The organism is Leisingera sp. S2M4 (genome assembly GCF_055398055.1).
Window position 1 is genome coordinate 693,566 of the sequence record NZ_AP040861.1, and the last position, 24,511, is coordinate 718,076.

General features: G+C 63.4%; 21 protein-coding genes and 1 tRNA gene. 10 read left to right on the top strand and 12 right to left on the bottom strand.

Annotated features, from left to right (window positions below; genetic code table 11):
- Positions 1-4 precede the first annotated feature (4 nt).
- From ACZ52D_RS03405 to ACZ52D_RS03420, 4 genes are all read right to left on the bottom strand, one after another.
- Complete coding sequence (locus tag ACZ52D_RS03405) at positions 5-1,390, bottom strand: DUF1800 domain-containing protein (protein ID WP_464442548.1); 1,386 nt, start codon at positions 1,388-1,390, stop codon at positions 5-7.
- Positions 1,391-1,620: 230 nt separating this feature from the next.
- Complete coding sequence (gene aspS / locus ACZ52D_RS03410) at positions 1,621-3,405, bottom strand: aspartate--tRNA ligase (RefSeq protein ID WP_222455264.1); 1,785 nt, start codon at positions 3,403-3,405, stop codon at positions 1,621-1,623.
- A gap of 323 nt (positions 3,406-3,728) precedes the next feature.
- Entirely contained in the window at positions 3,729-4,388 is a 660-nt protein-coding gene (locus ACZ52D_RS03415; protein WP_464442549.1) for an aminotransferase class IV family protein, read from the bottom strand.
- A complete protein-coding gene (locus ACZ52D_RS03420) occupies positions 4,331-5,488 on the bottom strand; it encodes an aminodeoxychorismate synthase component I (RefSeq protein WP_464443111.1) in 1,158 nt (385 codons plus the stop codon). The genes ACZ52D_RS03415 and ACZ52D_RS03420 overlap by 58 nt, the downstream gene beginning before the upstream one ends.
- Before the next feature lie 202 nt (positions 5,489-5,690).
- On the opposite strand from ACZ52D_RS03420, the gene carB reads away from it, so the two are divergent.
- Positions 5,691-9,047, top strand: coding sequence for a carbamoyl-phosphate synthase large subunit (carB, locus tag ACZ52D_RS03425; RefSeq protein ID WP_464442550.1), 3,357 nt, complete (start codon positions 5,691-5,693; stop codon positions 9,045-9,047).
- Between the two features lie 301 nt (positions 9,048-9,348).
- On the opposite strand, the gene ACZ52D_RS03430 is transcribed toward carB, so the two are convergent.
- A tRNA-Leu gene (locus ACZ52D_RS03430) sits at positions 9,349-9,435 on the bottom strand.
- Between the two features lie 181 nt (positions 9,436-9,616).
- Here ACZ52D_RS03430 and lipB point away from each other — a divergent pair.
- Positions 9,617-10,312: a lipoyl(octanoyl) transferase LipB gene (lipB, locus tag ACZ52D_RS03435; RefSeq protein ID WP_464442551.1), complete on the top strand. Its 696-nt coding sequence runs from the start codon at positions 9,617-9,619 to the stop codon at positions 10,310-10,312.
- Between the two features lie 33 nt (positions 10,313-10,345).
- On the opposite strand, the gene ACZ52D_RS03440 is transcribed toward lipB, so the two are convergent.
- Positions 10,346-12,031 carry an alpha/beta fold hydrolase gene (locus tag ACZ52D_RS03440; protein ID WP_464442552.1) on the bottom strand — a complete coding sequence of 562 codons (1,686 nt, stop codon included), beginning with the start codon at positions 12,029-12,031 and terminating at the stop codon, positions 10,346-10,348.
- A 79-nt stretch (positions 12,032-12,110) separates the two neighbouring features.
- Between ACZ52D_RS03440 and ACZ52D_RS03445 the strand changes: the two genes are divergently transcribed.
- A complete protein-coding gene (locus ACZ52D_RS03445) occupies positions 12,111-12,299 on the top strand; it encodes a hypothetical protein (protein ID WP_464442553.1) in 189 nt (62 codons plus the stop codon).
- 85 nt (positions 12,300-12,384) lie between these two features.
- Here the strand turns inward: ACZ52D_RS03445 and ACZ52D_RS03450 are convergent, their stop codons facing one another.
- Positions 12,385-12,810 (bottom strand): HIT family protein, encoded by a 426-nt coding sequence (locus ACZ52D_RS03450; RefSeq protein ID WP_464442554.1) that lies wholly within the window; start codon positions 12,808-12,810, stop codon positions 12,385-12,387.
- A gap of 240 nt (positions 12,811-13,050) precedes the next feature.
- On the opposite strand from ACZ52D_RS03450, the gene ctaD reads away from it, so the two are divergent.
- Together ctaD and ACZ52D_RS03460 are read left to right on the top strand one after the other, a co-directional pair.
- Entirely contained in the window at positions 13,051-14,724 is a 1,674-nt protein-coding gene (ctaD, locus tag ACZ52D_RS03455; RefSeq protein ID WP_222455271.1) for a cytochrome c oxidase subunit I, read from the top strand.
- Positions 14,725-14,825: 101 nt separating this feature from the next.
- Positions 14,826-15,308 carry a DUF2244 domain-containing protein gene (locus ACZ52D_RS03460; protein WP_464442555.1) on the top strand — a complete coding sequence of 161 codons (483 nt, stop codon included), beginning with the start codon at positions 14,826-14,828 and terminating at the stop codon, positions 15,306-15,308.
- A 103-nt stretch (positions 15,309-15,411) separates the two neighbouring features.
- Here ACZ52D_RS03460 and ACZ52D_RS03465 read toward each other — a convergent pair whose 3' ends face one another.
- Complete coding sequence (locus ACZ52D_RS03465; RefSeq protein WP_222455273.1) at positions 15,412-15,885, bottom strand: GatB/YqeY domain-containing protein; 474 nt, start codon at positions 15,883-15,885, stop codon at positions 15,412-15,414.
- Between the two features lie 182 nt (positions 15,886-16,067).
- On the opposite strand from ACZ52D_RS03465, the gene carA reads away from it, so the two are divergent.
- Positions 16,068-17,228, top strand: a complete 1,161-nt coding sequence (gene carA / locus ACZ52D_RS03470; protein ID WP_464442556.1) for a glutamine-hydrolyzing carbamoyl-phosphate synthase small subunit — start codon at positions 16,068-16,070, stop codon at positions 17,226-17,228.
- 141 nt (positions 17,229-17,369) lie between these two features.
- A complete protein-coding gene (locus ACZ52D_RS03475) occupies positions 17,370-19,262 on the top strand; it encodes a glycosyltransferase (protein WP_464442557.1) in 1,893 nt (630 codons plus the stop codon).
- Here the strand turns inward: ACZ52D_RS03475 and ACZ52D_RS03480 are convergent.
- Complete coding sequence (locus tag ACZ52D_RS03480) at positions 19,222-19,866, bottom strand: GntR family transcriptional regulator (protein WP_222455276.1); 645 nt, start codon at positions 19,864-19,866, stop codon at positions 19,222-19,224. The genes ACZ52D_RS03475 and ACZ52D_RS03480 overlap by 41 nt on opposite strands.
- A gap of 142 nt (positions 19,867-20,008) precedes the next feature.
- Here ACZ52D_RS03480 and ACZ52D_RS03485 point away from each other — a divergent pair, with 142 nt between their 5' ends.
- From ACZ52D_RS03485 to ACZ52D_RS03495, 3 genes are all read left to right on the top strand, one after another.
- Entirely contained in the window at positions 20,009-20,653 is a 645-nt protein-coding gene (locus ACZ52D_RS03485; protein ID WP_464442558.1) for a pyrimidine 5'-nucleotidase, read from the top strand.
- 111 nt (positions 20,654-20,764) lie between these two features.
- Positions 20,765-21,013, top strand: a complete 249-nt coding sequence (locus tag ACZ52D_RS03490) for a hypothetical protein (protein WP_222455278.1) — start codon at positions 20,765-20,767, stop codon at positions 21,011-21,013.
- A 79-nt stretch (positions 21,014-21,092) separates the two neighbouring features.
- Positions 21,093-22,289, top strand: a complete 1,197-nt coding sequence (locus tag ACZ52D_RS03495) for a UbiH/UbiF family hydroxylase (protein WP_464442559.1) — start codon at positions 21,093-21,095, stop codon at positions 22,287-22,289.
- A 78-nt stretch (positions 22,290-22,367) separates the two neighbouring features.
- Here ACZ52D_RS03495 and ACZ52D_RS03500 read toward each other — a convergent pair whose 3' ends face one another.
- From ACZ52D_RS03500 to ACZ52D_RS03510, 3 genes are all read right to left on the bottom strand, one after another.
- Entirely contained in the window at positions 22,368-23,492 is a 1,125-nt protein-coding gene (locus tag ACZ52D_RS03500) for an aminotransferase class V-fold PLP-dependent enzyme (protein WP_464442560.1), read from the bottom strand.
- 73 nt (positions 23,493-23,565) lie between these two features.
- Positions 23,566-24,024, bottom strand: coding sequence for an Lrp/AsnC family transcriptional regulator (locus ACZ52D_RS03505; RefSeq protein ID WP_222455281.1), 459 nt, complete (start codon positions 24,022-24,024; stop codon positions 23,566-23,568).
- On the bottom strand, positions 24,021-24,476 hold the full coding sequence (locus ACZ52D_RS03510; RefSeq protein WP_464442561.1) for an Lrp/AsnC family transcriptional regulator: 456 nt from the start codon (positions 24,474-24,476) through the stop codon (positions 24,021-24,023). The genes ACZ52D_RS03505 and ACZ52D_RS03510 overlap by 4 nt, the downstream gene beginning before the upstream one ends.
- Positions 24,477-24,511: the final 35 nt, after the last annotated feature.

The following is a 24,511-nucleotide window of genomic DNA, read 5'->3' on the forward strand; positions in this document are numbered from 1 at the left end:
GGTCTCAGCGGCGCTGGAAGGCCGGGGCGGACAGCACCAGCCCGATAGCCTCCGCCCGTGTTTCGGCCGCCCCGGCCGCGAATTGCACCCGTGCATCCGCGAAGTGCCCCAAGGCAGTGGCTGCAAACTGTCGCGGATCCGGCAAAGGCTCGGTCAGTTGCCGCGGCGCGGCCAGCGCCCAGCGCAACCGCGCCGCCAGTGCGGCGGGCGTGATCCAGGCGCTGTCTTCTTCGGGCCAACCATCCGGCCCGTTGGAAAAGCCCCAACGCTGCCCCATCGGCGTCAACGGTGTGAGGAACAGGCGGCGCTGCTGGCCTGGGCGCAGACCAGCGATCTGGTCTTCATTCAGCCCCAGCGCCCGGCACGCAGAGGCCACGTAGTCGAACGGCGGCTTTACGTTGGCCAATTTCGGCGCCCAGGCGGCGGGATGCTCCAGCAGCGCCTGATAGACCGCCAAAAGATCACCGTCAGTCGACTGATAACGGGCGGCGAGCTGCTCAACCAGGTCCGGGTCCGGCTTATCCGCGGTGAAATGCACGGCCAGTTTCCAAGCTATATGCCGCGCGGTGGCCGGGTGGCGCGCCAGATCACGCAGCGCTTCCAATACCTGCTCCAGCCGGGCACGCCCGCCGCCATAGCTTTGCCCGAGCACCGTTTCAGCCCCCGGTTCGGCCATGCGCGGACGGAAGACAAACTGGTTGTCGCGGGTAAGCCCCAACCCGGTGAACAGCTCCGCCAACTCGCGCACATCCGTCTGGCTGTAGGGGCCATCAACGCCGAGCGTATGCAGCTCGAGAACTTCGCGGGCGAGATTCTCATTCAGCCCGTCGCGCCCCTTGCGCTGTTTCGCGGCCGGGCTGCCGGGCCCGGTTGACCGGTTCTGATCCAGATAGTGCAGCATCAGGGGGCTGGTGACGACGGCAATCAACATCTCCTCGAACCGGCCTGTCAGATGCGGTCGAATCACGCTCTCGGCATAGGGCGCTGCCAGCATCCGGGTGGCCGGAGATTTGCCCTGGGCCGTGAAATGATCCGCCCAGAACAACGTCAGCCGCTCGCGCAGCCCGTCGCTTGTATTCACCTGCCGCAACAGGCGCTGCCCATGCCAGCGCAAGCGGTCCTGCACATTCTTTCGCCGCAGCGCCTTGAACGCCTGCTCCGCCTCAGATTGCGCCGCCGGGTTCTCGGCCTGCCGCCGCTGCCGGTTCAACCGCCGGTATTCCGGCACAGTTGCAGAGGCTTCCTCAAGGCTGGCGATCAGAAAGCGCCTGGCCATTTCGTCCGGCCCTTGCAGCCGCGTCAGCATCTCGGTTACCGAGGCCGGCGCCGCGACCCTTGGTGACAAGCCGCAGCCAAAGCGGATCGCTGCCAGATCACTGTCAAACTGCATCGCACCGAAACTCCCAGTGGTCCGTCACCTGCGGCAAGAATACCCGATCACGGCCCGCCTGCCACAGTTCAGTTGATCTTACACGGCGGAGCTCCGCCGGTTCCGTCGCCCGCCGTGCAAAACCCCGCCTGTCGCAGCCCGGACGACCCCAAGGGCGCCAAGACGAAAAAGGCCCGGGGAACGAACCCCGAGCCTTTCCAATGCAATCCTGCCACAGCAGTCCGTTGCCGTTACTGATCCTGCGGGATCACCCGCAGCCCCAGTTCCATCAGCTGCTCTGCCATCGGCTCGGAGGGGGCCGACATCATCAGGTCTTCGGCGCGCTGGTTCATCGGGAACATGATGACTTCGCGGATGTTGGCCTCGTCTGCCAGCAGCATGACCATGCGGTCGATGCCGGCCGCGCAACCACCGTGCGGCGGGGCGCCGTACTGGAACGCGTTGACCATGCCGCCGAAGCGCTTGCGCACCTCTTCCTCGCCATAGCCTGCGATTTCAAACGCCTTGAACATGATTTCCGGCTTGTGGTTCCGGATCGCGCCGGAGACCAGCTCGTAACCGTTGCAGGCGAGGTCATACTGGTAGCCCTTGACCGACAGCGGATCGGACAGCAGCGCGTCCATACCGCCCTGCGGCATCGAGAACGGGTTGTGCTCGAAATCGATCTTGCCGGTTTCCTCGTCCTGCTCGTAGATCGGGAAATCGACGATCCAGGCAAAGGCAAAGCGATCCTTGTCGATCAGGCCCAGCTCTTCGCCGATCACGGTGCGGGCCTTGCCTGCCACCGCTTCGAAGGACTTCGGCTTGCCGCCGAGGAAGAAGGCCGCATCGCCAACGCCCAGTCCCAGCTGCTGGCGGATCGCCTCGGTACGCTCGGGGCCGATGTTCTTGGCCAGCGGACCGGCCGCCTCCATGCCGTCGGCACCCTCGCGCCAGAAGATATAGCCCATGCCCGGCAGGCCTTCGCCTTGCGCGAACTTGTTCATGCGGTCGCAGAACTTCCGGGAGCCGCCGGTGGGGGCCGGGATGGCCCGGATTTCGGTACCCTCCTGCTCGAGAAGCTTGGCGAAGATGGCAAAGCCCGAGCCGCGGAAATGCTCGGAGCAATCCTGCATCTTGATCGGGTTGCGCAGGTCCGGCTTGTCGGTGCCGTACCACTTGGCCGCATCCTTGTAGGAAATCTGCGGCCACTCGTGCGGCGCATCCACCTTGCGGCCACCGCCGAACTCCTCGAACACGCCTGCCATCACCGGCGCGATGGTGTCGAAGACATCCTGCTGGGTGACAAAGGACATTTCCATGTCGAGCTGGTAGAAGTCGGCGGGCGACCGGTCGGCGCGCGGATCCTCGTCGCGGAAGCAGGGCGCGATCTGGAAATACTTGTCGAAGCCGGAGACCATCATCAGCTGCTTGAACTGCTGCGGTGCCTGCGGCAGCGCGTAGAACTTGCCCGGATGCAGACGCGAGGGCACCAGGAAGTCGCGCGCACCCTCGGGGCTGGAGGCGGTGATGATCGGGGTCTGGTACTCGTTGAAGCCAAGATCCCACATCCGTTTGCGGATCGATTGGATCATGTTGGCGCGCAGCACCATGTTCTTCTGCATCTTCTCGCGGCGCAGGTCGAGGTAGCGATAGCGCAGGCGGGTTTCCTCGGGGTATTCCTGCTCGCCGAAGACCATCAGCGGCAGCTCTTCGGATTTGCCGAGAACCTCGATGTCGCGGATGAAGACTTCGATTTCGCCGGTCGAGATCTTGGGGTTCACGAGGCTTTCGTCACGGGCCTTCACTTCGCCGTCGATGCGGATGCACCATTCGGAGCGGACCTTCTCGATCTCGGCAAACACCGGGCTGTCCGGGTCCGCCATCACCTGGGTCACGCCATAATGGTCCCGCAGGTCAATGAACAACAGACCACCGTGGTCCCGGACCCGATGAACCCAGCCCGAGAGGCGGACGGTTTCACCGACGTTGGATTTGTTCAGTTCGGCGCAGGTATGGCTGCGGTAAGCGTGCATGGGTTGACCTTTCGTGTCTCGGGCCGTCTTGAGGGCCGCCTGACCGGGGGCGGACCGTCCGTAGGGATGCGCCAAGGCGGCGCTGGAATTCGTCCGGGCTGGTACACTAGGTTGCGGCTCGCTTGTCAAGCAAACTGGGCGCTTTCGGGGCGGTTACCCGAGCGTTTTTGCCCCCGGCAGCGCTCCCCGGACCACCTCTCACCCCCTGCCTGCCATGTCGGCGTGATGCCGCCATCTGGGTCGGCTGGCCAACTTCAGGCCTGCCCCCTGCCCGTTTCCTAGCCCGGGTGAGGCAACCGCGCAGCTGATCCGAATGACCGGGCTCAGCCGTCGACCAGCCGTGCGGGTATCAGCCCGCGCAGGGAATTGCCCATATAGATGGCCTGCGCATTCCGTAGATCCGCCAGCGTCAGCACCGCCTCGCGGCATTCCGCGCGTGCCAGCAGGTGCTGGCGCAACACCCCGGGCAGCAAGCCGCACGCCAGCGGTGGCGTTTTCATCTGCCCGTCCGGGCCGATGACGAAGATGTTGGTGATCGTCCCCTCGCAAGCTTCGCCGCGCTGGTTGACAAACAACAGCTCGTCCACGCCCTCCGGCAGCGCGGCCCGGGCGGCATCGTAAAGCGCGCGACGGGTTGTCTTGTGCCGCAGCCAGACGTCGCCGCTGTCGAGACGCGCTTGCGAGATCCCGAGCCGCCACATCGCGGGCGTTGCCCCCAGCGGTGTCGTTGCCAGCGCGAACTGTCCGGCCGCGTCCAGCGTCAACCGGCAGCGCAGCGGCGCGTCACCGCCTGCTTCAGTCACGGCTGCCTGCGCCTTTTCGCGATCGAAAGGAATGCCAAGCGCCTCCGCGCTTCGCTCCATCCGGGCCAGGTGCAACGCCAGATGACGCGCGCCCTCGCCCGGGTGCCAGCCAAAAGTCTCGATCAGGCGGAAAGCGGGATCGTTCTGGACGGCGGAACCTGGGCGAACCGGGCTTTCCATAGCGCTTCCTCATATTCGGATTGGGCGGTGCTGTCCCAGACCACGCCGCCGCCCACGTTCAGGGTGGCGCGCCCGTCCTCCAGCATCACCGTGCGGATCGCCACGTTGAACTCGGACGATCCATCCGGCGCGGCCCAGCCGATGGTCCCACAATAGATGTCACGCGCCCAGGGCTCCAGCTCGGCGAGGATTTCCATCGCGCGGATCTTGGGGGCACCGGTGATCGAGCCGCAGGGGAACAGCGCGCCCAGGATATCCGCCAGCCCCGCATCGGGCCGAAGTTTCGCCCGCACCAGTGACACCATCTGGTGCACGGTGGCGTAGCTCTCCACCGCGAATAGCTCCGGCACATGCACCGAACCGGTCTGCGCGACGCGGCTGATGTCGTTGCGCAGAAGATCAACGATCATCAGGTTCTCGGCGCGGTTCTTCTCGTCCTGGCGCAAAAAGTCGCGGCGGCGCGCATCCTCGAGCGGATCATCGCTGCGCGGCTGGGTGCCCTTCATCGGGCGGGTCTCGATCACGCCTTCGGCATCGGTGCGGAAGAACAGCTCTGGCGAGCGCGACAGAAGGTCCGGCAGACCGTCCTGTTCGACCAGCACGCCATGGCCGACCGCCTGCTTGGCCTGCAGCGCGGCATAGAGCTCCCCAGCGGTCCCATAGGCATCCGCATCAATCGGGAAAGTCAGATTGGCCTGATAGATGTCGCCTTTGCCGATGTTGCGGTTCACCTCGGCGAAGGCCTCGGCGTAGCGTTCATAGCTCCAACGGGGGGTAATTGCTTCCAAACCGGCACAGCCCGGCTGCGGGCCGGGCCGCGCGCGGCCCTCAGCGTTCTGCGGCAGCGGTGCCTCGTAGACCCCGAAACACAACAGCGGCAGCCGCCGCCCTTCAGGCATCCGGCCCGCCAGCTTCGACTCCAGCGCGTAGCCCAGCTCATAGGTCGCATAGCCAGCCAGCCAGTTCCCTTCGGCCCGCGCCCTATCCAGTGCAGCCAGCGCCGCGGACACCTGTTCCGGCCGATCGGCACGGATCACGCGCTGCGGCCGGTCAAAATATGTGCCACCCTGCAAGGGTCCGCGATCAAAACGAATCCGCACCAGAATTGACTCCATCAGTTTCTGGCCCCCACATATAGACGTTCACAATGCGAACAAAGGGGGTGGATGCGGCATTTTCCAATCCTTTTCCGATCCCCCTTGAACCTTTCGGCGCGGTGCCTATAACGCAGGACAATTTGGGCGCACCTCGGCGCCCGTGATTCAAAGCCTGCTCGCGCGAAAAAACCAAAGGAAGCCTGCCATGCCCAAAAGAACGGACATCCAGTCGATCATGATCATCGGAGCCGGTCCGATTGTCATTGGGCAAGCCTGCGAGTTTGACTACTCCGGCGCCCAGGCCTGTAAGGCACTGCGCGAAGAGGGCTACCGGGTCATTCTGGTGAACTCCAACCCGGCCACCATCATGACCGATCCGGGCCTGGCCGATGCCACCTATATCGAACCGATCACCCCCGAAGTGGTCGCCAAGATCATCGAGAAAGAGCGCCCTGACGCGCTGCTGCCCACCATGGGCGGTCAGACCGGCCTCAACACCTCGCTGGCGCTGGAAGAGATGGGCGTGCTTGAGAAGTTCGGCGTCGAGATGATTGGCGCCAAGCGCGAGGCCATCGAGATGGCCGAAGACCGCAAGCTGTTCCGTGAAGCGATGGATCGCCTCGGCATCGAAAACCCCAAGGCCACCATCGTCACCGCGCCCAAGAAGGCGGACGGTTCTGCCGATCTGGACGAAGGCGTGCGCATCGCGCTGGAAGCGCTGGATGAAATCGGCTTGCCCGCGATCATTCGCCCGGCCTTCACCCTCGGCGGCACCGGTGGTGGTGTGGCCTACAACCGCGATGACTACATCCACTTCTGCCGCTCCGGCATGGACGCCTCGCCGGTGAACCAGATCCTGGTCGACGAAAGCCTGCTTGGCTGGAAGGAATACGAAATGGAGGTCGTCCGCGACAAGGCGGACAACGCGATCATCGTCTGCTCGATCGAGAACGTCGACCCGATGGGCGTGCACACCGGCGACTCGATCACCGTCGCCCCGGCGCTGACGCTGACCGACAAAGAATACCAGATCATGCGCACCCACTCGATCAACGTGCTGCGCGAGATCGGCGTCGAGACCGGCGGCTCCAACGTGCAGTGGGCGGTGAACCCCGCTGACGGCCGCATGGTGGTGATCGAGATGAACCCGCGGGTGTCGCGCTCCTCCGCGCTGGCCTCCAAGGCGACCGGCTTCCCGATCGCCAAGATCGCGGCAAAACTGGCGGTCGGCTACACCCTGGACGAGCTGGACAACGACATCACCAAGGTGACCCCGGCGTCGTTCGAGCCGACCATCGACTATGTCGTCACCAAGATCCCGAAATTCGCCTTTGAGAAATTCCCGGGCTCCGAGCCGTACCTCACCACCGCGATGAAATCGGTGGGCGAGGCGATGGCCATTGGCCGCACCATCCATGAATCGCTGCAAAAGGCGCTGGCCTCGATGGAATCCGGCCTCACCGGCTTTGACGAGGTTGCCATCGACGGCGTCGGCGCCGGTGCGTGGGAGCCTGCCGGCGACAAGGCCGCCGTGATCAAGGCGATCGGCAAGCAGACGCCCGACCGGATGCGCACGATTGCCCAAGCGATGCGCCACGGCCTGTCAGATGATGAGATCCACGCCGTCACCAAGTTCGACCCCTGGTTCCTGGCCCGCATCCGCGAGATCGTCGAAGCCGAAGCCAAGATCCGCCAGGACGGCTTGCCCAAAGACGAAGCGGGCCTGCGCGCGCTCAAGATGCTGGGCTTCACCGACGCCCGCCTGGCCAAGCTGACCGACCAGAAGGAAGCCGACGTCCGCGCCGCCCGCCGCGCCCTGGGCGTCAACGCAGTGTTCAAACGGATCGACACCTGCGCTGCCGAGTTCGAGGCACAGACCCCCTATATGTACTCGACCTACGAGACCCCCGCATTCGGCGATGTCGAATGCGAGGCGCGCCCGTCGGACAAGAAGAAAGTCGTCATTCTCGGCGGCGGCCCCAACCGGATCGGCCAGGGCATCGAATTCGACTACTGCTGCTGCCACGCCTGCTTTGCGCTGACCGATGCGGGCTATGAAACCATCATGATCAACTGCAACCCGGAAACGGTGTCGACCGACTATGACACTTCGGACCGGCTGTATTTCGAACCGCTGACGTTCGAACACGTGATGGAGATCCTGCGGGTCGAGCAGGACAACGGCACCCTGCACGGCGTCATCGTGCAGTTCGGCGGCCAGACCCCGCTGAAACTCGCCAACGCGCTGGAGGCCGAGGGCATCCCGATCCTGGGCACCTCGCCCGATGCCATCGACCTGGCCGAAGACCGCGAGCGCTTCCAGGCGCTGGTCAACAAGCTGGGCCTCAAGCAGCCGAAGAACGGCATCGCGTCCACCGACGAGCAGGCGCTGGCGATTGCCGAGGACATCGGCTTCCCGCTGGTGATCCGCCCCTCCTACGTGCTGGGTGGCCGGGCGATGGAAATCGTCCGCGACATGGACCACCTCAAACGCTACATCAACGAGGCGGTCGTGGTTTCCGGCGACAGCCCGGTGCTGCTCGACAGCTACTTGGCCGGCGCGGTGGAACTGGACGTGGACGCGCTGTGCGATGGCAAGAACGTGCACGTGACCGGCATCATGCAGCACATCGAAGAAGCCGGCGTGCACTCCGGCGACTCTGCCTGCAGCCTGCCGCCCTACTCGCTCGACAAGGACGTGATCGAGCAGATCAAGGAGCAGACCAACGCCCTGGCGCTGGCGCTGAACGTGGTCGGCCTGATGAACGTGCAGTTCGCGATCAAGGACGGCGAGATCTACCTGATCGAGGTGAACCCGCGCGCCTCGCGCACCGTGCCGTTTGTTGCCAAGGCAACCGACAGCGCCATCGCCTCTATCGCCGCCCGCGTGATGGCCGGCGAGCCGCTGACCAACTTCCCGATGCGCCCGCCCTACGGGCCGGATGCGGGCTATGACGTCAACACCCCGATTGCCGACCCGATGACCCTGGCCGACCCGGACATGCCCTGGTTCTCGGTCAAGGAAGCGGTGCTGCCCTTCGCCCGCTTCCCGGGTGTCGACACCATCCTCGGCCCGGAAATGCGTTCCACCGGTGAAGTCATGGGCTGGGACCGCTCCTTTGCCCGCGCCTTCCTGAAGGCGCAGATGGGCGCTGGCATGAAGCTGCCGTCCAAGGGCCGCGCCTTCATCTCGATCAAGGATGCCGACAAGGGCCAGCTGATGCTGGAAGCGGCGCAGATCCTAGTGGAGCAAGGCTTTACCCTGGTCGCCACCCGCGGCACCCAAAGCTGGCTGGAAGCCCAGGGCGTGCCTTGCGAGCTGGTCAACAAGGTCTATGAGGGCCGCCCGCACGTGGTCGACATGCTGAAAGACGGCGCGGTGCAGCTGTTGATGAACACCACCGAGGGCGCACAGGCGGTCGAGGACAGCAAGGAAATGCGCTCCGTCGCGCTCTACGACAAGATCCCCTACTTCACCACTGCAGCTGGCGCCAACGCCGCGGCACGTGCGATCAAGGCGCAGGCCGAAGGAGATGTCGAGGTGAAGTCGCTTCAGGGCTGACGCCCTTCGCTCAAGTCGCTCCGAGCGCTTTTTGCGCCCGGACCAGATACGCAAACACCCCGTCGCGCGAACCCGCGGCGGGGTGTTTTTTTGGCCGAATCGCAGGGGCCGACACAAGGATGGAGCCGTGTCAGAACTGAGTAGAACAGCGCGCCAAAACTGACAGGCGACTGCAGCTCGCGCGTTTGCCGAAACAGTCTTGGTCCAGCCGATGACGCGCACCAGAAAGCTGTAGCTTAGATCGCCTAAGGGAGAGATTTGATCAACCTGACGCACATCGTGCCACGTCAGGGATCCAAGATGGTGCGGTCGAGAAGACTCGAACTTCCACTCCGGTTAAGGAACAGCGACCTCAACGCTGCGCGTCTACCAATTCCGCCACGACCGCACTGTCTTAGGCTTGGTGTAGCGGCGTATAGACCAGCGTGACGGGGATGTGAAGTCGAAAATCATCATTTATGCCAGAATGTTCACGACCGCGAAAACCCGACCTCCGAAGAGGTAAATCAAGCGCGCGCGCAGCCTATGGATACTTGCCCCGGAATCGGGATATTGACCGCTACATCCCCATGCGCCGGGGGCGCGCATCCAAATCACGGAGGGCAACAGCCATGGTTGAATGGATCACCACAGACGGTCTGGTTGACTATGATCAGGCGGTGGCCTTCATGGAATCGCGCGCTGCGGCCATCGCGGCGGGCGAAGCCGATGAATGTATCTGGTTGGTGGAACACCCTCCCCTCTACACGGCCGGCACCTCGGCCAAGCCCGAAGACTTGACCGACCCCGACCGGTTCCCGGTCTTCGACAGCAAGCGCGGTGGACAGTACACCTATCACGGCCCCGGCCAGCGGGTGGTTTACGTGATGCTGAACGTCGGCAAGCGAGGCCATGACGTTCGCCGCTTCGTGCAACAGCTCGAGACATGGGTGATCGCAGCGCTGGAGGAGTTCAACGTTCAGGGCCACATCCGGGAGGGGCGAGTCGGTGTCTGGGTCGAACGGCCCGACAAACCGCGGACACTCAGCGGCGGCCTGGCTGAAGACAAGATCGCCGCCATCGGCATCCGGCTGCGCAAGTGGGTCAGCTTCCACGGGATCTCCATCAACGTCGAACCCGATCTGGAGCATTTCACCGGAATCGTTCCCTGCGGCATCTCCGAGCATGGTGTCACCAGCCTGGTCGACCTCGGCCTGCCGGTGACGATGGCCGATGTCGATGTCGCCCTGAAGCGCAGCTTCACGCAGGTCTTCGGCGACAGCTAACTCGCGGCACTGGCGGCCCAAAACACGCAGGCGTCAATCGGATGCGGCGGCCGCACAATCCTGCAACGCGGTCAGGACCAGCTCCGGGAAGGTATAGAACAGCGACGCCCCCGCCTCCTGGCTGACGCACAGCTGCGCGTTGCCCATGCCGCGAAGCGCTTCCCTTATCTGCGGCAGGGGGGCCACCTGGTCTTCACCGCCATGCACGAAGACCGCCCGCGTCTTTTGCCCCAGCCCCATGTGCGCGAAGCCTCTGCGCATCACCCGCACGTCGGCCAGACACCCGGCGCCGCCCTTGTTCAGGAACAAATCCTGACTTTGCTTCAGGAGCGGCAGCAGGTGCAGCGCATCCAGCCGGGCCCGCTCGCGGCTGCCGGGCGCTGTTTGGGCGCGCAGCAATATCTCGTGGCCGTACCAGCGAATTGCGGTGGCCCAGCCCTTCAACAGGACAGGCAGCAACCACGGCGCGCGCCCGGCGCAAAACGCCACCAGCCATGCATAGCCACGGATGCCGCTGAACTGGCGCGGTGAACTGGCGTTGCAATTGGCCGCGACGGCCAGCAGGGCCGGAATTTTGCGATGCAGGCGGTTGGCTGCGGTGCAGGCGAACAAGGCCCCCGCCCGGTGGCTCAGCAGAATCGGTTTTTGCAGACCTTCCGTGGCGATCAGCGAATCCAGCTGCCGCACGCAGGCTTCAACCGGATCCTCCCCCGGCGCCAGCGGATCCGAACTGCCGTAGCCGCCCCGCATCGGGGCGAACACCCTGAACCCAAGTTGCCGGAGCTGCGGCTGCAAGCGCTGCAGCGGCGCGATCCCATCCAGAATTCCATGCACGAAGATGACCGGCTGGCCGGTCTCAGCCCCGAGACGAAAGTATTGGCTGCGGCGCCCGTTGCGCTCGACCAGCGTGGAGGCTGGTGGCAGCACTTCCCCCCTGGCGACTTTCAGATCGCGGACATGTTCGGTCATCAGAAAGGCCGCGAGCCGAACCACCGCAGCAACGTCGGGGGCCCCGAGCCGGGACGCAAGGTCGATCACGCCCCCCGCCACCAATGCGCCCTCGGCCGAGGCCCGCTCCAAAGGTGCCAACTCATCCGCGGTCGCCCCGATTACCGAGGCGACTTGCACCGCCGCCGCACTGTCCCACTCCAGTTCGAGCCGCTCAGCCATGACAGATCGTGCTGCGCCGCCTGATCGGGATGTCAGGACGGGGCGGCACAGGATGTATTCAGCGGCTGTGCCCGTCTCGAGAAGCAGCACTTCCTGACCGGATACCGCCCCCTGATGAACCTGTCGCAAAAAGTCGCGCCAGCGATTGCTGGAGGCCGCAGTCAGCCCCATCGCGTCGATCAGTTCGGCACCGCCGCTCAATTGCCGCGCCGCGCCTTGCGATGCGTTGATCAGTCGCCCCCCCGACCCGGCATCCACCAATAGCCAGAACCGACTGCAAACGCCTTTGTAACTGCCGGGGTGCTGTCGGTTGGCTTGTTGCCATTGGCCCTCGTGGATTTCTGCAGCCCGTGCGAAATGGGACTGCAAGAGCTGCGTTCCTCGGTCCCGTGCGCCGGTCGCAGTCCCGCCGCGCCGCAGCGTCACCGCCCGCTCACTCGGCGGGGGCTGAAAGAAACGATCGAACTGTTCGGGCCGGATCACCGTTTCGTAAATAGCTGCAACAACCTGATCCAGCGACAAGGCCTGCGCATGACACAAGAGCGTCACTCCCGCCCCTCCGAATGCAACATTAAATACCAAAAAAGCAGCGCGCAAAGCGCCTCTGCTGACTAAAACCTTCTGGCTGATGTATCAGGCTTTCAGCCCGGTGATTGTAATCCTGCCGGTGTGCCTCAGCGCCTGGGGGCGATGGCAATACCGCATCCAACATGCGGCCCCTCGTACCGTTGAGCGCGTGCGCCCCTTTCAAATCACAACCATTTTGGGAACCAGCTACGCCAAAACACGTCGCCAGTTCAACATTTATTTAAATTGATGGGATCGAAATTACCTGTTCCCCTGCGCCGCGACAGTCAGGTCCGCGGCGCAGGGGCTGGACTAATGGGACCGGTCTTCAGGCCTCACACGGCCTCCAGAGCGGCCCGGATCTTCTCGGCCTGGGCGCGGATTGCGTCCTGGTCGCCCATCTGGCCGGGTGCACGAAGGGCGACCCCCTCATGCCGGGGGAGAACGTGAAAATGGAGATGGAAAACCTCCTGGCCGCCAGCAGCTTCGTTGAACTGCTGCACCGTCACCCCATCCGCATCGAACGCCTTCATGACCGCTTGCGCCAATTTCTGAACCGTGCGCATGACAGCTGCCAACTGCTCCGGGGAGGCATCCAGCAAGTTCCGGCAAGGTGTTTTCGGAATCACCAGCAAGTGACCGTCAGCGCGCGGCATGATGTCCATGAAGGCCAGTGTCTCTGCGTCCTCGTACACACGTGTCGAGGGGATCTCGCCGCGCAGAAGCTTGGCAAAAATATTGTCGAAATCGTAGGTGGCCATCGGAGTCTCCTGTCTATCGCAGCCTTTGCTCCCCGGTTTTGGGCAGGACGCCCACGCAGGTCAAGCTCCGCACTGCGCGGCTGACCGGCCAGAAGATGCCGCCCCCTGCGGCAATAAATCTTGATCCATATCAAACTCCACCATTGAAGGCGCCGGCACGCCACACTAAAACGCCAAGGAATCCAGACCGCCCGGAGTCCGTCTCCTGGGGTCTTTCGTATTGCAGCAGGAGGCACCTAAATGGCAGACGCAGCCATTCATGGTCACGGCCACGAGGACGAGCGGAGCTTTTTCACCCGCTGGTTCATGAGCACGAACCACAAGGATATCGGCATTCTTTACCTGATCGTCTCGGCGATTGCAGGTCTCATCTCCGTCATCTTCACCGTCTACATGCGGCTGGAGCTGATGGATCCGGGCGTTCAGTACATGTGCCTGGAGGGCGCACGGCTGATCGCGGACGCCTCTGCCGAATGTACCCCCAACGGCCACCTCTGGAACGTGATGATCACCGCCCACGGCATCCTGATGATGTTCTTCGTGGTGATCCCGGCGCTGTTCGGCGGTTTCGGCAACTACTTCATGCCGCTGCAGATCGGTGCGCCGGACATGGCCTTCCCGCGGATGAACAACCTGTCGTTCTGGATGTATGTCGCGGGCACCTCGCTGGCGGTTCTGTCGGTGGTCTCGCCGGGCGGCAACGACCAGCTGGGCTCCGGCGTCGGCTGGGTTCTGTATCCGCCGCTGTCCGTGAACGAAGGCGGCTACTCGATGGATCTGGCGATCTTTGCCGTCCACGTCTCGGGTGCGTCCTCGATCCTGGGTGCAATCAACATGATCACCACCTTCCTGAACATGCGTGCCCCGGGCATGACCCTGTTCAAGGTGCCGCTGTTTTCCTGGTCGATCTTCGTCACCTCCTGGCTGATCCTGCTGAGCTTGCCGGTTCTGGCCGGTGCCATCACCATGCTGCTGATGGACCGCAACTTCGGCTTCACCTTCTTTGACGCGGCAGGCGGCGGCGACCCGATCCTGTACCAGCACATCCTGTGGTTCTTCGGCCACCCGGAAGTGTACATCGTGATCCTGCCCGGCTTCGGCATCATCTCCCACGTGATCGCCACCTTCTCGCGCAAGCCCGTCTTCGGCTACCTGCCGATGGTCTGGGCGATCATCGCGATCGGCGTTCTGGGCTTCGTCGTGTGGGCGCACCACATGTACACCGTCGGCATGTCGCTGAACCAGCAGGCCTACTTCATGCTCGCCACCATGGTGATCGCGGTTCCGACCGGCGTGAAGGTGTTCTCCTGGATCGCCACCATGTGGGGCGGCTCGATCGAGTTCAAGGCGCCGATGATGTTCGCCTTCGGCTTCCTGTTCCTGTTCACCGTCGGCGGCGTGACCGGTGTGGTTCTGTCGCAGGCCGCGGTCGACCGCGCCTATCACGACACCTACTACGTGGTTGCACACTTCCACTACGTGATGTCGCTGGGTGCCGTCTTCGCGATCTTCTCGGGCATCTACTTCTACTTCGGCAAGATGACCGGCCGTCAGTACAACGAGCTGGGCGCCCAGATCCACTTCTGGCTGTTCTTCATCGGTGCAAACCTGACGTTCTTCCCGCAGCACTTCCTGGGCCGCCAGGGCATGCCGCGCCGTTACATCGACTATCCGGAAGGCTTTGCCTACTGGAACAAGATCTCGTCCTACGGTGCGTTCATCTCCTTTGCGTCCTTCCTGCTGTTCTTCGGCGTGGTGATCTATTCGCTGCTGCGCGGCGCCCGCGTCACCCAGAACAACTACTGGAACGAATACGCGGACACGCTGGAGTGGACCCTGCCCTCTCCGCCGCCGGAGCATACCTTTGAAATCCTGCCCAAGCAGGAAGACTGGGACCGCTCTCATTCGCACTAAGCGTCTGACGGACTGAAAGACCAAAGCCCCCGGCGCCACTGCTCCGGGGGCTTTTTCATTCTATATTGTCAGTACTGGAACGCTCTCGAACAGGCCCGTCGATGCCCTACACCTGGATACATCCGCAGTCCGCCCCGACAGCCGAGCTGCACCTATGGCCGCATCAGTCGCTGCGTCCGCGCGGCTATGTCCGCTTCATCGGCATCACCGCAGCGATGACCTGCATTCCCCTGCTCGCTTTTCTCGGCACTTTGCTGATCTGGGGGCTGCTGCCATTTGTTGTCCTGGCCGTGTTTGGATTGAAATGGGCGCTCGACCGCAGCCGGAAAGATCGCCAGATAATCGAGGTGCTCACCCTGGGTCCGGAACAGGCGCGACTGGAACGGACCGACCCTGATGGCGCGCAGCAAAGCTGGCAGTGCAACCGCTACTGGGCCAGCGTCGAGATGCATGACGACGATGGCCCGGTCCCCCACTACGTCACCCTGCGCGGTTGCGGCCGCGAAGTGGAAATTGGCGCCTTCCTCTCCGAGGAAGAGCGCCTCACGCTCTACGACGATCTTCGCCGCGCGTTTCGACACTAGTCACCAACGAAAATGGGGGCCGAGATGGCCCCCATGTGAATAGCTTGGGTCTTCAGGCAAAGTCGCGGGCTGCCGCCGGGCGATGAGCCGTGGACGCGAAGGTTCAGCAATCGCCCTTGCTGCACAGCTGGTCCTTGACCAGCGGCCCGGCTTTGCCGAAGTCCATCTGACCGGTGTACTTCGCCTTCAGGGCGCCCATGACCTTGCCCATGTCGCGAATCGACTCGGCACCGGTTTCGGCCACCGCCTCCCTGATCGCTTCTTCGACCTCGTCGTCGCTGAGCTGCTTGGGAAGGAATTCCTCTATGATCGCGATTTCGCCCAGTTCCCGCTCTGCCAGATCCAGACGTCCGCCTTCCTCGTAGGCCCGTGCGCTTTCCTTGCGCTGCTTCGTCATCTTGCCGAGAATCGCCAGGATTTCGGCTTCATCGATACCGCTTTCTTCACCGTCCGCGCGGGCGGCGATCTCCCGATCCTTGATCGCGGCGTTGATCAGCCGCAGCGTGCACAGCCGCTCGGCCGCCTTGTCTTTCATCGCTTGCTTCAGGGCCTGGTTGACCCGCGTGCGCGTATCCATTTGCAAAAGCATCCCCATGGTTGCCGAACACCGATGGTTAGCCATTCTCGCGAGGCAGTGCAAGTTTAGCGTAAACTTTCGATTTCCGCCGCTGCGTCACACTGGCCAATGGCTGCAGGCTTGACCCGCATCTGCCCTCCCCTTACAAGCCCATGAATTTCACCCGCATGGAGACTCGCGCAATGGCCGCTTCCGCCCCGACCAAGCCCACCGCCTGCCTGGCGCTCGCCGATGGCACCGTCTTTTACGGCACCGGTTTCGGCGCCACTGGCGAGGCCGTGGCCGAGCTGTGCTTCAACACTGCGATGACCGGCTACCAGGAGATCATGACGGATCCCTCCTACGCCGGCCAGATCGTCACCTTCACCTTCCCGCACATCGGCAACACCGGCGTCACCCCGGAAGACGATGAAACCGCAGATCCGGTGGCCGCCGGAATGGTGGTCAAGTGGGATCCGACCCTCGCATCCAACTGGCGCGCCACCGAAGAGCTGAAAGACTGGCTCAAGCGCACCGGCCGCATCGCGATCGGTGGGGTCGACACCCGTCGGCTGACCCGCGCCATTCGTCAGCAAGGCGCGCCGCATGTTGCCCTGGCACATGACCCGGACGGCAACTTCGACGTCAAGGCGCTGGTCGCCAAGGCACGCGACTGGGCCGGGCTCGAAGGCATGGATCTCGCCAAGGAGGTCACCTGCGCGCAAAGCTATCGCTGGGATGAAATGCGGTGGGCCTGGCCCGATGGCTATCCGCGGCAGGAAGCCCCCAAGCACAAGGTCGTCGCCATTGACTACGGCGCCAAGCGCAACATTCTACGCTGCCTTGCCAGCGCGGGATGCGACGTGACCGTTCTTCCCGCCACCGCCACCGCCGAGGAAGTGCTGGCGCACAACCCCGATGGCGTGTTCCTGTCCAACGGCCCCGGCGACCCGGCTGCCACCGGCGAATACGCCGTGCCGATGATCCAGGACGTCCTGAAGGCGGAACTGCCGATCTTCGGCATCTGCCTGGGTCACCAGATGCTGGCACTGGCGCTGGGGGCAAAGACCGTCAAGATGAACCACGGCCACCACGGTGCCAACCACCCGGTCAAGGAACATGCCACCGGCAAGGTCGAGATCACCTCGATGAACCACGGGTTCGCGGTGGATGCGCAAACCCTGCCGGACGGCGTCGAGGAGACCCATGTGTCGCTGTTTGACGGGTCCAACTGCGGTATCCGCGTGTCGGGTCGTCCGGTCTTCTCGGTGCAGCACCACCCCGAAGCCAGCCCCGGCCCGCAGGACAGCTTCTATCTGTTCGAACGGTTTGCGGAAGCGATGGCAGAGCGTGAAACCGCATAAGCCCTTCGTAAAAACAACCACTTATCGCCATGGTTAAGATGGTATTTACCATTTCTTAAACTCCCGACTACCAGCCTGAACGTCTCAGTTCAGGTTGGTAGAAGGTTGGCAATGGGCGTTGTTTCACATCCGCTGCGGTTCTTGCGACCGCGACAAGACAAGGGGCCGGACGCCCCGAAGGTTGCGCCGCCCGTTGCTGGTGACGACCTGCTCAAGGCGCTGGTGCTGCGCCAACACCAGAAGGCCGAGCTCGGACGAATACTGATCGCCGAGGGGCTGGCCGGGGAAGATCAGGTCCTGGCGGCGCTGTCACAGCAGTATGCCATGCCGCGGGTCGACCTGGAGGGGCAAATCGGCTCGGCCCGATTGCTCGTTGCAAAGCCCGCCCGCTTCTGGCTGCGTCACGACGCGATCCCCTGGATACAGCTTGGTCAGACAGTGACCATCGCCATCGCCCATCCGGACCGCTTTGAACAGCTGCGCCAGGAGTTGCGCGGGTGCTTTGACGACATCACCCCCGTGCTGGCCAAGGAAAGCCAGATCACCGCGTTGCTGACCCGGCATTTCAGCCCGGCCATGGTGCAACAGGCCAGCTGCAGCGTGTCACAAAGGCTCAGTTGCCGGAACCTGGATCTGGCGCGCGGCAAGGCACTGTTGATCGCTTGCATTCTGCCAACGGTCACGTTGGTCGCTCTGGCCCCGGCGGCCACGTTTACAGGGCTCTGCGGCGTGGCGCTGTCCTCGGTCTTTCTGTTCACGCTGCTGAAACTGTGCGGTCTTGCCAGCAGCTGTACCGAGCGTGGCAGCCCAGCTGTGACATCGCACTCGGCCACAGCCCCCCCTCCCCGTCCGGTGATTTCGGTGATGGTGCCGCTGTTTCGCGAAGCGGCGATCAGCCGCGCCCTGTTGCACAGGTTGCGAAAGCTGACATACCCACGGGCGCTCACCGATATCCTCCTCGTGCTGGAAGCCCATGACGACATCACCCGACGCGCCTTGTCGCACATCCAGCTGCCGCCCTGGATCCGAGTGGTGGAGGTTCCGGCCTTTGGCGGGCTGACAACCAAACCGCGGGCGATGAACTATGCCCTGAATTTCTGCCGCGGCGAAATTGTCGGCGTCTGGGATGCGGAGGACGCCCCTCAGAAGGATCAGCTGGAAACCGTCGCGGGCGCATTTTCCACGGCACCGCCCCAAACCGCCTGCTTTCAGGGGGTTCTGGACTATTACAACCCCGATACCAACTGGATTGCCCGCTGCTTCACGCTCGAATACGGCAGCTGGTTCCGGATTGTCCTACGGGGCATTGCCCGCTTTGGGTTGGTGGTGCCTCTGGGTGGCACCACGATGTTCATTCGCCGCAAGGTGCTGGAAGAGCTTGGGGGCTGGGATGCCCATAACGTGACCGAGGACGCGGATTTGGGCGTGCGTCTGTACCGGGCGGGCTATCGTACGCAGATGTTGCCAACCACCACCTACGAGGAAGCCAATTGCCGTCCCTGGCCCTGGGTCAAACAGCGCTCGCGCTGGTTAAAGGGCTTCATGGTCACCTACCTCGTGCACATGCGACAGCCCTTGCGCCTGCTCGCCGATCTCGGCGTAAAGCGGTTCCTGGGCTTTCAGGCCTTCTTTATCGGCACCATAGGCCAGTTTATCTTCGCCCCGATCCTGTGGTCATTCTGGCTGATCACGCTGGGCCTGCCGCATCCGAGCTCTTCCTCGGTACCGGCTGGCGTCCTGATGCTGGCAGCGGCAACGCTGGTGTTCTTTGAATTGCTGGGCCTGGTTCTCGGCATCGCCGCTGCGTTTGCAATGCGGCGGCCCCACTTGGCCCTTTGGGCGCCGAGCCTGATCCTGTACTTCCCAATGGGGGTGATCGCCGTCGCCAAGGCCGCCTATGAATTGCTCGTCTGCCCGTTCTTCTGGGACAAAACCGCCCATGGCATCGAAGCCCCGGACAAAACGACGGAGCGGCCACGCCGCTGGGGCCGCCTCAGCCGCGCCCGCTCGCATCCTGCTTCAATCGAGTCATGAAGGCGATCGAGATGTGGTCCTTCAGCGCCTGCCCGGCGGCGGCTTCGTCCCGGCGGCTGATCGCGTCGACGATGCCCTTGTGCTCTGACTGGGCGATCTCGCTGCGCCCTTCCGCCGCGAGCGAGGTGGTCGCCATCAATGCCATCGTCCGGTGCACCAAATCCAGTTGCTGCACCAGGTAGCGATTGTGCGAGGCGAGGTGGATCTGCTCGTGGAAACGACGATTGGCCTTGGACAACGCAGCGGGATCCCCGATCAGCCTGTCATCTTCCTTGACCATTTCCTGAAGCACCCGGATTTCTTCCTCGGTGGCATGGCGCGCCGCGAGCTGTGCCGCCAGCCCCTCCAACTCTCGCCGGACGATATAGAGTTCCGCCATCTGATTGTGATCGAGGGAGGCGACAATCAGCGAGCGCCCGTCGCGCTCCAGAAGCGACTGCGTCTCCAGCCGTTGCAACGCCTCGCGGATCGGGGTGCGCGACACACCAAAACGCTCCGCCAGATCGCTTTCCACCAGCCGATCCCCCGGTTTATAGATCCCGGTATCAATCGCTTCGAGGATCAGCGCATAGGCGTCTTTCTGGTGGCTGCGGCTCTGGCTCATCTTCATTCCCGTTTTCTGTGATCTGCCAATCTCTACAGCCCACGACGCGGCATTCAACCCTGCCGCCGCCTCAGCGCCGAAAACCCGCAGGCAAAATGCAGTTTTGATTGCAAATACCGCCACCGCCGCCTAGGGGAAGCCCATGCCCAAGCAATTCTTCTCCCACGTCCGACAATGGGTGTTCGATCTCGACAACACCCTGTATCCGCCGTCCGCCCGCCTTTTCGACCAGATCGAAGTCAAAATGACGGCCTATGTGCAGGAAGCGCTGGGACTCAGCCAGCCAGAGGCTGACCGGTTGCGCGGCGACTACTGGCGTGACCACGGCACGACCCTGGCAGGGCTGATGCGAGAGCATGATCTGGACCCGGTCCCCTACCTGGAGGCGGTGCACGATATTTCCCTCGATCACCTCGAACCGGATCCATCCCTTGCAGCGCATATTCGCGACCTTCCGGGGCGGAAGTATGTCTACACGAACGGGTCTGCTCCCTATGCCGAACGCGTGCTGGCAGCGCGCGGGTTGAGCGGATTGTTCGATGGCATCTACGGCGTGGAGCACGCCGACTACCAGCCCAAACCGGACCGGCGTGCCTTTGACAAGGTGTTCGCCCTTGCCCGGATCGAGCCTTCAAAGGCAGCGATGTTCGAAGACGACCCCCGCAACCTCTCGGCGCCCCATGCCATGGGCATGCGAACCGTCTACGTTGCACCAGAGCCGCTGGTGGCCGATCACATTCACCATCATGCGGATGATCTGACCGCCTTTCTGGCCAGGCTGATCTGACCCTTGCTGACGCAGGGCCAGGCTTTGTCGGCGGCTGCGGCAAAATGTGCCTGTTTCAGTCATCTTCAGCTGCATATATGCCCCGGTGATACAGATCATCGGAGCTCTTCCATGTCCGCATATACCCTCCCCGACCGTCTGAGCCTGTGGCAGCGTGTTCTGTTTGCAATCCCGCTGCTGGGGCGGATCATGAAAGAAGTGGCCTACGGGCCGGAGGAAAATTTCTCGTATGCGCTGGTGGCGCTGGTCAGCCTGTGGGGGTGCTCGATCCTGCTGTTCGGCCTGCCCGGTCTGTATCTCCCGGCGCTCTGTTTCGTGCCGGTAATGTTTGCCTTGCTGCTGGGCATCACCCGCGGCTGAGAACGGTAGCGCGCAGGTATCCGCTTGTGTTTTTGCCCCTTGCGCGCCTATCTCTGGCCCAGACACGGAGGGCAGATACATGGCCGAAACCTGCGACATCCTGATTTCCGGTGGCGGTATTGCCGGCCTCACGGCCGCCGCCGCCTTTGCCGCCAGTGGCTTTTCCGTGATCTGCGCCGATCCCGCACCGCCAGTGACCGAGCGCGACGCCGACGGCTCAGATCTGCGCACCACCGCATTCCTGCAACCTGCACAGACCCTGTTGGACCGTTGCGGCGTGTGGCCTCGACTGGCGGATCACGCCGCCCCCTTGCAGGTGATGCGCATCGTCGATGCCGGCGGTGCCCGGCCCGAGCCGCGGGTGGTCAAGGATTTCAACGCCGCTGACATCTCGGGCCAGCCGTTTGGCTGGAACCTGCCCAACTGGCTGTTGCGGCGCGAGCTGATTGCCAGGCTGGCCGAATTGCCCAACGCCGATTTGCGGTTTGGCACCGGAACGACCGGCCTGTTCACGCGCACCGAGGCCGCGCGCGTCAGCCTGAGCGACGGCAGCCAGATCCAGGCGAGACTGGTGGTGGCCTGCGATGGTCGCAATTCGCCAATGCGCAGGGCTGCTGGCATTCCGGTAAAGACAACCCGTTACGGCCAAAAGGCGCTGGCCTTTGCGGTCACCCATCCCAGCCCCCACGACAATGTCTCGACCGAGATCCATCGCTCCGGCGGACCCTTCACGCTCGTACCACTGCCGGATTACCAGGGGCGCCCTTCCTCTGCAGTGGTCTGGATGGAACGCGGCCCCCGTGCGCAGCAATTGCTGGATCTGGACACCGAAGCCTTTGAGGCTGCGATGACGGAACGCAGCTGCGGGCTGTATGGTGATCTGAAGCTGGCGTCGCGCCGCACCATTTGGCCGATCATCAGCCAATCCGCGCAACGGTTGAACGGCGAGCGGCTGGCGCTGATGGCCGAGGCCGCTCACGTCGTGCCGCCGATCGGGGCACAGGGGCTGAACATGTCGCTCGGCGACCTGCGTTGCCTGCTGGAACTGGCTGCCGCCCGCCCCGAGGGGTTGGGCGATGCAGAGATGCTGGCCGCCTATCACAAGGCCCGCCACGGCGAGATCCTGCTGCGGGTCACCGGCATAGATCTGCTGAATCGCACGTCGATGCTGGCCCCCCGCCCCTTGCGCGATCTGCGGGCCCTGGGACTGAATGCGCTGTATTCACTGGCCCCGGTGCGCAAGACGCTGATGCAGATGGGGCTGGGCGTGAAGTAATAAAAAGCGGCTTTCCCCTTGGGAAAGCCGCTGCCTCCGGCGGGAGTATTTGGGCAAAGATGAAGCCCGGCGGTCGGTTTACAGAACCTGGTCCACCACCGTCTTCAGCCGCGCCAGGGTGGCGTCGACATCATAGAGCTTGTCGAGACCGAACAGACCGAGACGGAAGGTGCGGAAATCGGCGGGCTCGTCGCATTGCAGCGGCACGCCCGCGGCGATCTGAGTGCCCAGCGCCAGGAACTTCTTGCCGTTCTGCACGTCCGGGTCACTGGTGTAGCTCACCACAACGCCCGGCGCGCCAAAGCCCTCGGCCGCGACCGACGTGATCCCCTTATCCTTGAGCATCATGCGCACACCGTTGCCCAGCTTCCATTGCGCCTCGCGCAGGCGCTCGAAGCCATATTCCCTGGTCTCGAGCATCGTGTCGCGGAAGGCCTTCAACGCATCCGTCGGCATGGTGGCGTGATAGGCGTGGCCACCGTCCTCATAGGCCTTCATGATCGCGCGCCACTGCTTCAGGTTCAGCGCAAAGCTGTCCGAGGCGGTCTCTTCCAGACGCTTCAGCGCACGATCCGAGAACATGACCAGCCCTGCCGAAGGAGACGCGCTCCAGCCTTTTTGCGGAGCGGAGATTAGCACGTCGACACCGGTGGCCTGCATATCGATCCAGGCGCATCCGGAGGCGATGCAATCCAGCACCATCAGCGCACCGACCTCATGCGCGGCTGCCGCCATTGCCTTTACATACTCATCCGGGAGTATCACCCCGGCGGCAGTTTCCACATGCGGCGCAAAGACGATGTCCGGCTTCTGGTCCTTGATCGCCGCGACCACCTCGGTGATCGGTGCGGGTTCGAACGGGGAGGCGGAGTCATTTCCCGTTTGACGCGCCTTCATCACAGTGGCCGACGCGGTGAGACCGCCTGTTTCGAAAATCTGGCTCCAGCGATAGGAGAACCAGCCATTGCGCACCACCAGCGCGTCGGCGCCGCGGGCGAACTGGCGGGCCACGGCCTCCATCGCGTAGGTGCCGCCACCGGGCACCAGTGCCACGGCCTCGGCCTTGTAGACCTCTTTCAGCATGCTGTTGATGTCCAACATGACCTGCTGAAATGTCTTGGACATGTGGTTCAACGAGCGGTCGGTGAATACCACTGAGAATTCATCAAGACCCTCGGGGTCAACGGTGTCGAGCAATGCCATGTCGGCCTCCCATTCTGTTCTGCCCAAAGGGCTAGCGACTGCTGGCCGGTTTGGCAAACCCTGCTTTGGCGCTTCATCCCAGCGGGCCGGGGCGACGTTCTTCGCTCAACAGCACATTCGCATCCACGCTCCCCACCCCCGGCAAGGTCATCACTCGGCGCCGCAGCACCCTTTCGAAATCGGAAATGTCCCGCGCGGCCACGCGCAACCGGTAGTCATACATGCCAAGAACATGCTCGACCGTCTGCACTTCGGGAATGGCCGCAACGGCGCGTTCGAAATCCTCCAGGCTAATTCGCCCCTTTGTCGCCAGTTTCACGCCAAGGAAAACAGTGACGCCGAAGCCCAGCTTTTCACTGTCCAGATCCAGCCTGCGCCCTGCAATGATGCCGGTATCCTGAAGACGCTTGATCCGTCGCCAGGTGGCCGGCTGGCTGAGCCCCAGCTGCCGCCCCAAGGCTCCGGCCGACTGGCTGGCATCACGCGACAGAGCGCGCAGCAGGGCATAATCGATATCGTCGAGCGAGATCATACTGGCAGCACCTCATCGGATTTGAGACGCGCGACATGCATCAGCGCCTCGATGTCCGCGATATGGGGAAGGTTCAGGATCGCAGCGCGGTAGATCTGCTGATAATGCGGCATGTCCCGCGCAATCACCGAGAGCCGCACATCGACCTGCCCGAGGAAGGTCTGGATTTCCAGCACCTCGGGAATCCTGCGCGCGCCTTCGATGAATTCGTCAAAGGCCCGCGGATTGGTCTTGTCCAGCGTCACGCGCAGAGAGACCTCGACCTCATAGCCCAGCGCGCGCCAGTCGATCACCGCCCGTTGCCCCAGGATCACCCCGGTCTCGCGCAACTTGTCCAGCCGTCGCGACAGCCGCGCCGCCGTTAGTCCGAGACGTTCCGCCAGGTCCGGAATCGATTGCGCCGGGTCGGCCTGCAAGTAGCGAAGAATGCGTCGGTCGAGATCATCAAGCATGAATACATCACTATTTCATCTCCTGACGAATGACC